We start from the raw sequence: 8,745 nt of genomic DNA, 5'->3' as shown, positions 1-8,745 counted from the left end.
GAGGCGTTCGGGGTTGTCACCTGCGGCGATGAGCAGGGCTGCGGCGCTGTCCGGGCCGACGCCGCGTACGTCGAGCAGACCGGGCGTACTCGCCTTGACGGCCTCGGCTATCCGCTGGTTCAGGTCGTCGATCTCCTCGGTCAGGTGCTGGATTCGGCGGGCCAGCAGCCGCAGGGTGTGCCGGGCAGCCGTGGCAGGACCGGTCGCGTCCAGAGCTTCCAGTGCGGCGCACCGCTTGATCAGGTGCGGGTTGGTCAGGCTGGCCAGGGCCTCGCGCAGGGCGGAGTCGGCGCAGACCAGGACGCTCTTGAGCTGGTTGATGGCCTGGGTGCGGGACTTGATTGCGGATCCCTTGGCGAGCTTGAACAGCCGCAGCATCTCCACAGGGCCGTCGCTCGTCTTCGCCGTGGCGGTGGCGCGTCCGGACAGCACGGCGCGGGCGGCGGCCTCGGCGTCGACGGCGTCGGTCTTACCGTGGCGCCGGCGGGCGGCCTTGTCCGGCTGGTTGACCTCTGTGACCTCGATTCCCTCGGCGTGCAGGTGGCGGGCCAAGGCCGCCCCGTAGGAGCCGGTGCACTCGACGCCGGCACGTCGCACCACTCCGAACGAGCGGGCCCAGGTGACGAGTTGGCGGTATCCCTGCGCGGTCGCTGGGAAGCTCCGGCCCTCCAGGGCGGCACCGAGCATGGTGATGACAGCCGCGGCGTGAACGTCCTTGTGGGTGTCCACGCCGAGCAGGACCTCCTCGGCGGCGTCGGCCGGGATGTGACACGGGGCAGCGGATTGCGTGATGCTGGGCAAGGTCGCCTTCTCCTGATCGCCTTAGGTGCTGGTGGCCGTCGCCGGGCCGGGGCGGTCAAGACTGTGACGGTGCCTGTCGCGAAGGCCCCTATCGGGACACGTCCCCTGCCCGGCGGCAGCACGCACCGCACCGAGCAGGCAGCCGACAGATCAATGCCAAGGCACACGGCCAGTCACGTTGCGAGTCAAGCCACCGCCCGGAGCGGCACCCGATCATCCTCACAGTCACGTTGACTGACCGGGTGGGATGATCTTCTGGTTTGTCATGCTGGGAGGGGTCGTCCGTGGACAGCGCATCGCCGTCGTACAAGGGGCACCGGTACCCGGTCGAGGTCATTGCCCACTGTGTGTGGCTGTACCACCGCTTCCCGCTGTCGTTCCGCGAGGTCGAGGAGCTGATGCCCGAGCGCGGCGTGGTCGTCTCCCACGAGACGGTCCGCCGCTGGTGTGCGAAGTTCGGGCAGGCCTACGCCAACGGCCTGCGCCGGAGGCGGCCCCGGCCCGGCGACAAGTGGCACCTGGACGAGGTCTTCGTGAAGATCAACGGAGAGCAGAAGTACCTGTGGCGGGCCGTCGACGCCGACGGCAACGTGCTCGACATCCTGGTCCGGTCCCGCCGGGACAAGGCCGCGGCCCGGCGCTTCTTCCGCAAACTGCTCAAGAGAACCTGCACGGTGCCGAGGGTGATCGTCACCGACAAGCTCCGCTCCTACGGCGCGGCCCACCGCGAGGTCATGCCCTCCGTCGAGCACCGCTCCCACAAGGGCCTCAACAACCGGGCAGACAACAGCCACCAGCCCACCCGGCAGCGCGAACGCGCCATGAAAGGCTTCCGTAGCGTCGGCGGAGCCCAGCAGTTCCTGTCCGCGTTCAGCGGCATCCCACCCCACTTCCGACCACGCCGCCACCTGATGACCGCCCCCGAATACCGCACCGAGATGACCACCCGCTTCGCCATCTGGGACCAGGTCACCGGCGTCGCCGACCTGCCCGCCGCGGCCTGAGCACGGAGCCGGAACCCGGCCCCACCACACCCGACACACCGTCAGGCACTCACACACCCAACAACGTGACAGCGCCAGTCTTGATGGTCACCCCAGATGCGGTTGCAGTACGAGCCGACCGTGCTGACGGTGCCTCTTGGCGGCACATACCGGAGGGCCGATTTCCGGCCACAACACAACACCCCTTACGCTGCAACACATCGGTCACCAACGGTCGGCCGGGACAGAAGGGCGACAACATGACCTCCGAGACCAACACACTGGGCACCATCGATGCCACAACTGCCTTGCTGCAGGCGGAACTTCCCCGCCTGGAACAGCACCAGCAAGCCCTGGAGAAAGAACTCGCGACTGTCACCGAACGTCTGGAGTCGGTGCGGACTGCTCTGACAGCTCTGCGTGCGCTGTCTTCTGCTCCTGTTCCCTCCTCGAACACGGAGGCGCGGGACGTCAAGGCAGCGGACGTCAAGGCGCAAGCCGACGCTGAGGCTGAAGCGGAGGGCGTTGTCGCTCCAAGGATTCCGCGGCAGGCGCAGGAGTCCATCGCCTCGGCCGTCCAGGCAGAGGCCCCGCAGGAGCAGGCAGCGGCCGCCCCTGCGCGCCGCACCGCCCGGAAGGCGTCTGTGCCCAAGGGCCGCAAGCAGGCTCCCGCCGAGCCGAAGACCGAACGCGGCCAGGCCAAGAAGGCCGTCGCCGCCAAGAGCACCAAGTCCGCCGCGACCGCCAAGCCCGCCAAGGCCAAGGCACCGAAGAAGGCCGCGACCGCCGCTCCGGCCGTCGACGACAGTGGCAGCCTCACCGAGATGGCCATGAAGGTGCTGTCCGGGTTCGGCGACACCCCCGTGCGTGCCCGTGACGTCACGAAGGCCCTGGGGCGTGAGCTCACCGCCAACAGCATCAACACCGTACGCAGCACCCTCGACCGGCTCGTCGCCACCTCCCGGGCGCACCGCGCCGGCCGGGGCCTCTACCAGGCCCCCGCCAACTGACGCCTCCCGCAGGAGAACTGTCCGGACGCCCTCGTCACGACCCGGAGCCGTGACGAGGGCGAGTGTGCTCCCGAACGGTGCGTCGGCGGTTAATCCCGGTGGAATCTCGGCACGCTCTGTAGGTTGCCGACACGTCTTCATCACTTCGCCTCGAAAAAGTCACGCCGGACAACGTCGAGGCCGCCTGCCTGCTGCAAGTACGACCCGACCAGGACGGGCGCGTGAAGCCGGTCGCCTGGTCGCTGGCTCAGAGCCTGTCGGGGGGGCCGGTTGATTACGCTGCGATGTAGTCCTCGACGGTGTTGGCTCGTGCAGTCTTGCGGTGGGATTCATGGCTCCACCGCGAGGACTGCCCGGCGAGCCGGACGAGCATCAAGCGGATCATCGTTACCTTGATCATGGCCTCGGAGGTCGCGGTCAGCCGTTCGTAGTCGCGGGCCAGCCGACGGTTGCGTCCTGCGGTTCAGCCGCATCAGGCACGCCATTGACGAAACCCATAGGGCCCCGCATCACCGAGCCCCTCTCCGGGGAGCCATGCGTCCCTCAGCGCATGGCGACACCGCACACCCCCCGACCCGCATCTATGGCTGTCCACCCCATGGGGGAGGTCTCCCGCACCGCCCTACCGTGGCGGACCTGGACCACAGAGCCCGCCCCGGACGGGAGAGCCGCGATGCGCAGATTAACGAGCACCCTGCTCGGCCTGCTTCTCACACTGCTGAGCCTCAATGCAGCCACCACACCGGCCCACGCCGCCCCACCCACCTACCTCACCCTCGAAGCCACCTACACCACCGTTGCCAACGGCTGGGATCGCGTCGACCGCTACCTCGACACCACCAGCGGTTTTCATTCCGAGCAGTACCCCCCGGACGGCCGTGGCGACCAGGACGGCCAGCGACGCACCTTCTTCAGCGGCGTCAAACAGCCCTACTCCGGCCGTTTTCTCCTCTACTCCGCCCCCGGCTGGAACAGAGGCAGTCACCCGACCCCCGTCCTCCTCGTCCACGGCGCCAACGACAACGCCGACCGCGCCTGGGCCAACCCCGGCGAAGCCGGTGGCTACGGCTGCGGCACCATCTCCTGCCCCAGCACCGGACTCATGCAGTACCTCGCCGACCGCGGCTACCGCGTCTTCGCGATCAACTTCGCCCATAAGCAGGGCGACAACCTGATGCAGGCCCAGCAGGTCGGCGACGCCATCGCCGTCATCAAGGACCGGCTCGGCGTCAGCCAGGTAGACCTCGTCGGCTGGAGCAAGGGGGAGATGTCCACCCGAGCCTACGTCTCCTCACTGCACCCCACTTGGGGACGTCCCTACGCCGGAGACGTACGCCGCCTCATCACTCTCGGCGGCCCCAACGGCGGCTACGACTACCCCTACGCCCACGGCTGGGCCCACGACTTCAGCGTCTGGCCCCAGTGCGGCGGCAGCGTCAACGCCCCCTCGCCCCACCTCTACATGACCTGCTACGGCACCTACACCGCCCACCCCGAATTCGCCTTCACTCCCACCAACGGCTACGACGCCTATCCCGGACAGCGCCAGATGCTCGCCCGCTGGGACACCGCCTACGGCATCGACATGACCCAACAAGACTGGTACACCACCTACCACGGTGGCCAGGGCTTCTACACCTCCGGCAGTGGCATCCAGACCGCCATCGACGCCGGCTCCCTGATCACCCCCCTCCACAAGGCAGGCATCCCCGGCACCGTCGCCACCTACCTCCTCGCCGGCGGATCCCCCAACGTCCTCGGCATCTACAACGAGAACCGCGGCCCCAGCGACGGTGTGGTCTTCGTCAACAGTGCCCTCGACCGCACCGGCATCGCCAACGTTGCCGGTACCTCCCTCATCACCACCGCCAACCACCTCCAACTTGGCTGGCACTCCTCCGCCTGCGCCCAGATCGCCGCCTGGCTCGGCTGACCTGCCACTCCCCCAAGGACGGACCATGACTACGCCCGCACTCCTCCCCGGCATCCACGCTCGGCTCATCACCACCCCCCGGCTCACCCTCAACCTCCTCGAACTCCCCGACCGGGCCGGCGAACCCGTGCTCTTCGTCCACGGCAACGTCTCCGCCGCCACCTTCTGGCAGCAGGCCATGCTCGACCTGCCCCACACCTACCGCCCCCTCGCCGTCGACCTCCGCGGCTTCGGCGGCACCGACCCCCTTCCCATCGACGCCACCCACGGCCTCCGGGACTACAGCGACGACCTCACCGCCCTACGCGACACCCTCACCCTCGACCGCGTCCACCTCGTCGGCTGGAGCATGGGCGGCGGCATCGCCCTCCAGCACCTCCGCGATCACCCCACTGCCGTCCGCAGTCTCACCCTCGTCAACCCCGTCTCCCCCTACGGCTTCGGCGGCACCCACGGCCCCGACGGCCGACTCAACCACCACGACGGCGCAGGCTCCGGCGCAGGCACCGTCAACCCCGAATTCGTCCAGCGCCTCACCGAAGGCGACCGCAGCGAGGACTCACCACTCTCCCCCCGCGCTGTCCTTGCCTCCAGCTACGTAAAACCGCCGCTCCGCCCCGCACTCGAGGACGCCTTCGTCGACGCCATGCTCTCCACCCGCACCGGAGACGACCACTACCCCGGCGACACCCGTCCCAGCGACCACTGGCCCGGCACCGCCCCCGGCCCCCGAGGTGTCCTCAACGCCATGGCCCCCACCCACTTCCGTATTGACGACCTGCACCGGATCGACCCCAAACCGCCCATCGGCTGGATCCGCGGCACCGACGATCTCATCGTCTCCGACACCTCGCTCTTCGACCTCGCCCACCTCGGTGCACTCGGCGCCGTACCCGGCTGGCCCGGCGCCTACCACTGCCCTGCCCAACCCATGCTCGCCCAGACCCGCCACGCACTCGATCACTACGCCGCCACGGGCGGCCACGTCCGCGAAACTGCCATCCCCGACGCCGGACACGCCGTACACATCGACAAACCCAAGGAGTTCACCGCCGCCCTCCTGGACACCCTCACCGCGGGCCGGTGAAGCGGCCTGGCACAAGGCCACCATCAGCATCGACATCTTGACGTCAGCTCCCGGCCCGCCGCTGCCGGATCGCCGACGCGTGGTCGTTCCGGCAGCCGCTTGGCCCGGTCGGTCGGTGGTTCGGCTGGCTCACCTTCGTCACCGTCCAGAGCGGCCCGTACAACACCGCCTGGACCCACCCGGAGGAGGTCAGCCGGGCTCTTCTCGACTTCCTCGCGCTCTGACACGCGCTGCGCATCCGTCGCGTGTGGCCTGTGTGGTCGGTGTGGTGTGTGGGAACACTGCTGACGTATGGGAATGTGGCTGATCTGTCACGGTGGTATCCCTTGGGTCCCAAGTCTGCGACCGCTCTCCTGTGCGCCATCTGTTGGCGCTACGGTCCCCCTGCGTACCGAATCCTTGGGGGGCAATCATGCGCAGAATCCCGCTCACCGTCAGTCTCGTCGCCGCCGCCTGTCTGGCCCTGACCGCCTGTGACCCCGGGCCCGGGGACAGCGGCGGCGACGCCAAGCAGTCTCCGTCACCCACACACTCACAGCCGTCGCCCACGCGGAGCGCCACCGACGCGCCCGCCGGTGACGACACGGGTCCCGCCGCGGTCGATTTGGGTGAGCCGTCCCGGACCGTCGGAGCCAAGACCGTCGGCATCCTGGAGATCACCCCGACGACCGTCGTCTACGCCGAACAGGGCGCCGGAGTGTCACCGCAGAACGGTGTGTTCGCGGTCGTCGCGCTGGGCGAGAAATCAATGAGCGCGAACCCCGCCGACGAGGAGCCCGCGCCGGGCGGCGGCTGGCAGTGGATCGGCCCGGACGGTACGCCCGTCGCCGCGGGCAACGGCAACGCCGGGAAGGTCACCCTGGACGGGTACCCCCCGTCCGGTGCCATCGAGCCGGGGGACACCGCCACCCGCGCCCGGGTCTTCGACCTCACACCCGAGCAGGCGAAGGGCGGCAAGCTTGTCTACACGGACGGTACGCAGGCACCGCACGGCTGGAAGCTTCCCGCCGAGGACACCGGACCCCAGGTCGCCGACATCAAGGGCAAGCTCGGGCTCTGACCCGGACCGACGGGACCGCGTGCTTCGGTGTCCTCGAGCCAGATGAGGGCGTTCTCGTAGGCAAGTTGGCCGGGCTCGATGAGGACGCTCATGCTTTCGCTCCCAATTCAGGGTTCAGCCCGATACCGGGATAGAACTTGCGCTGGCCTCGTTGTTTCACAGCGGCAGTCGGTTGATCTTGCGTCCGTGATGTCGCGTTGATTCCTGTCCGGGGACGGTGCCGGTCAGGGGTGCGCGTCGGCTGACGTGCCGGATGACGCCGGGTTCCACGGGCCCGGGACCTGCTGGTGGCCCCCTCTCGGCGTTCGATGTGATCGTTCGTGCTGGTCAGGTGGGGTGCGGCAGAGCGAGGATGCACCGGAAGGCGCGGATGATGATGTCGGCCCAGGGCCAGGTGCCGGGAATTTTCAGGCGTCGTTTCCGCCGGCCGTGGACGAGGCGGGCGGGCACGTGGAGGACGCGGTAGCGCAACGTCTTCGGAGTGGCCCTGGCCATCTCGCCGTCCAGGGCGAGGAGCTGGAACCAGCAGCGGAGATCGGCGGCGAGGGTGGTGGCGGTGAGCCAGGCGGCGTTGACGTTCAACTCGCGCGAGGGCAACAGGCCGATCCCGGAAGCCTTCTGATCGCGGATCTTGGGCTCGATCCTGGCGTGCTTGCGGTGCCGGCCGTCCAAGTGGGCGATCTGCCCCTGGCGATGGTTGGTCGCGAAGGTCTGGTAGCGCGCCTCGTGCTTGATCTCGTAGACGCCGGCGTCCTTGATGTAGCGGGGGTGGAGGGGTTCCTTGCGGGCGATCACCCGGTGGTGCGGGGGCCGGCCCGGCAGGTCGCCGAGCAGGGCGGTGATGTCGGCGACGAACGCGTTCTCGCGCACGCCGCCATCCGGGCCGCCGCGGGCCGGCTGCCACAGGCCCTGCCTGTCGCAGATCTCGATGGCGGCCTGTTCGCGTGCGGTGAAGGCCCAGCCGACGGAGTACTCCCAGCGGAACGTGGGGCTCTGGCGGCCGCCCGCGGAGGCAATCCAGTCGATCAGCCGGTGGGAGAAGCCCGCCCCGTCTACCCGGAAGAGGACCTTCTGGCGCCGCCACCAGGGCAGTTGGGCCACCGCCCGGGTCAGGATGTCGATGTTCACCTCGGCGTCGTTGGCGCTGACATTGCCGGGTGCAGGGTCGCAGCCAGTTGTTCGCCGGTGTTGTCACAGGTGGCGACGAACACATGATGTCCGAGGAAGCCCTTGTAGGTGCCGTGGGCTCCCTCCCTCTCCGACGGTGCCGGGATCAGCGTCCCGTCGCTGTCGATCACGGTCCAGCCGGTCAGCGGCACCCCTTCGACCTCCACCTCGGGGAAACCCCCGGGCCGGTCGCGCAGCAGTTCGTACACGCGACGCCGCACCGCCACACGGGCCCGCTCGATCCGGGAAAGTCCCTGCTCGTCGGCCTCTTTCAGCGCCCGCCACACGGTGGGGTGACAGGCCACCGCGCCGAAGACCGGCCGCTGATGCTCCAGCAGCCGGATGTCGCGGATGCAGGTCGCGCCCAGGGTGATCGCGACCGCGAGGTCCACCAGCACCTGCCCCCGGTCGTGCAGCGGCACGAACCCCGGCCGGGCCGGCGCCGCAGACAGCGCCCCGGTCAGCCCCGTCCGCTCCGCGAGCAGCCGCAGATGCACCCCGCCCACATGCCCGACCTGCCCCTTCCCGTCCCCCGACATCGCCAGACCCCGACTCCACTCGCTACCCTGCCCGTGAAAGGTGCCCCCACCCGCTCATGATCCAAGCCTTAGAGCCTGTCGGGTGGCCGGTTGATTACGCTGCGATGAGGTCCTCGATGGTCTTGGTTCGGGCGGTCTTGCGGTGGGATTCATGGCTCCACCGTG

Annotated in this window: 8 protein-coding genes and 1 pseudogene; 5 read left to right on the top strand and 4 right to left on the bottom strand. The window is 69.0% G+C overall.

Annotation, left to right across the window (positions count from 1 at the left end):
• On the bottom strand, window positions 1–801 hold an 801-nt coding region (locus ACGFSA_RS34325), incomplete at its 3' end, for a transposase (RefSeq protein ID WP_393309978.1).
• A 284-nt stretch (window positions 802–1,085) separates the two neighbouring features.
• Here ACGFSA_RS34325 and ACGFSA_RS34320 point away from each other — a divergent pair.
• Entirely contained in the window at window positions 1,086–1,805 is a 720-nt protein-coding gene (locus ACGFSA_RS34320; RefSeq protein ID WP_393309976.1) for an IS6 family transposase, read from the top strand.
• Between the two features lie 239 nt (window positions 1,806–2,044).
• Complete coding sequence (locus ACGFSA_RS34315) at window positions 2,045–2,794, top strand: hypothetical protein (RefSeq protein WP_393309975.1); 750 nt, start codon at window positions 2,045–2,047, stop codon at window positions 2,792–2,794.
• A gap of 355 nt (window positions 2,795–3,149) precedes the next feature.
• Here ACGFSA_RS34315 and ACGFSA_RS34310 read toward each other — a convergent pair.
• Window positions 3,150–3,242 (bottom strand): annotated as a pseudogene (locus tag ACGFSA_RS34310) (IS5/IS1182 family transposase); the annotation flags it as partial.
• A gap of 225 nt (window positions 3,243–3,467) precedes the next feature.
• On the opposite strand from ACGFSA_RS34310, the gene ACGFSA_RS34305 reads away from it, so the two are divergent.
• From ACGFSA_RS34305 to ACGFSA_RS34295, 3 genes are all read left to right on the top strand, one after another.
• Window positions 3,468–4,727 (top strand): esterase/lipase family protein, encoded by a 1,260-nt coding sequence (locus ACGFSA_RS34305; protein ID WP_393309973.1) that lies wholly within the window; start codon window positions 3,468–3,470, stop codon window positions 4,725–4,727.
• 25 nt (window positions 4,728–4,752) lie between these two features.
• The gene (locus ACGFSA_RS34300; protein ID WP_393309971.1) at window positions 4,753–5,814 is read left to right on the top strand and encodes an alpha/beta fold hydrolase; all 1,062 of its coding nucleotides are present in this window, start codon (window positions 4,753–4,755) and stop codon (window positions 5,812–5,814) included.
• 412 nt (window positions 5,815–6,226) lie between these two features.
• The gene (locus tag ACGFSA_RS34295; RefSeq protein ID WP_393309969.1) at window positions 6,227–6,874 is read left to right on the top strand and encodes a hypothetical protein; all 648 of its coding nucleotides are present in this window, start codon (window positions 6,227–6,229) and stop codon (window positions 6,872–6,874) included.
• A gap of 327 nt (window positions 6,875–7,201) precedes the next feature.
• On the opposite strand, the gene ACGFSA_RS34290 is transcribed toward ACGFSA_RS34295, so the two are convergent.
• Window positions 7,202–8,002, bottom strand: a complete 801-nt coding sequence (locus ACGFSA_RS34290; protein WP_393309967.1) for a transposase — start codon at window positions 8,000–8,002, stop codon at window positions 7,202–7,204.
• A complete protein-coding gene (locus ACGFSA_RS34285; protein WP_393309965.1) occupies window positions 7,999–8,580 on the bottom strand; it encodes a hypothetical protein in 582 nt (193 codons plus the stop codon). The genes ACGFSA_RS34290 and ACGFSA_RS34285 overlap by 4 nt, the downstream gene beginning before the upstream one ends.
• Window positions 8,581–8,745 lie beyond the last annotated feature (165 nt).

It is taken from the genome of Streptomyces sp. NPDC048496, assembly GCF_043200055.1.
In the GTDB taxonomy this organism is placed as follows: Bacteria; Actinomycetota; Actinomycetes; order Streptomycetales; family Streptomycetaceae; genus Streptomyces.
Note: the sequence above shows the minus strand (reverse complement) of the source record. Positions and strands in the feature narration are given on the sequence as shown.

Bases quoted from the DNA above. Each gene is read 5' to 3' on its own strand.
- ACGFSA_RS34285 (WP_393309965.1), bottom strand. From the start codon at position 8,580: ATGTCGGGGGACGGGAAGGGGCAGGTCGGGCATGTGGGCGGGGTGCAT.
- ACGFSA_RS34305 (WP_393309973.1), top strand. From the start codon at position 3,468: ATGCGCAGATTAACGAGCACCCTGCTCGGCCTGCTTCTCACACTGCTG.
- ACGFSA_RS34295 (WP_393309969.1), top strand. From the start codon at position 6,227: ATGCGCAGAATCCCGCTCACCGTCAGTCTCGTCGCCGCCGCCTGTCTG.
- ACGFSA_RS34315 (WP_393309975.1), top strand. From the start codon at position 2,045: ATGACCTCCGAGACCAACACACTGGGCACCATCGATGCCACAACTGCC.
- ACGFSA_RS34300 (WP_393309971.1), top strand. From the start codon at position 4,753: ATGACTACGCCCGCACTCCTCCCCGGCATCCACGCTCGGCTCATCACC.